1 protein-coding gene is annotated in these 231 nt (G+C 54.5%); it reads left to right on the top strand.

The genetic code is table 11. The features are described 5' to 3' along the window. On the top strand, positions 1-231 hold a 231-nt coding region (locus ACTHS3_RS18825; RefSeq protein ID WP_440368933.1), incomplete at both ends, for a hypothetical protein.

Here is a 231-nt window from a genome sequence, read left to right as displayed (position 1 = left end):
CGTTTACACCGTCAACGCCAAAGGCACGACAGCGAGCGCCGGTTCGAGCAAAGTGACCGTCACTGCTTCAGCAGCAGACGCGAACAATGTGACCAACTACAGCATCGACTTGGCTGACGGCACCAAAGCCGAAATCCAAAAAGGCGTAGACGCCAAAACTACCGTTGACAACAAAGGCCTGACCTTCAATGGCGACAGCGGCAGCACCAATATCGAAAAACTCGGCTCCAC

Source organism: Neisseria sp. P0009.S007, assembly GCF_051962515.1.
This window is presented reverse-complemented; position numbering and strand designations above follow the sequence as displayed.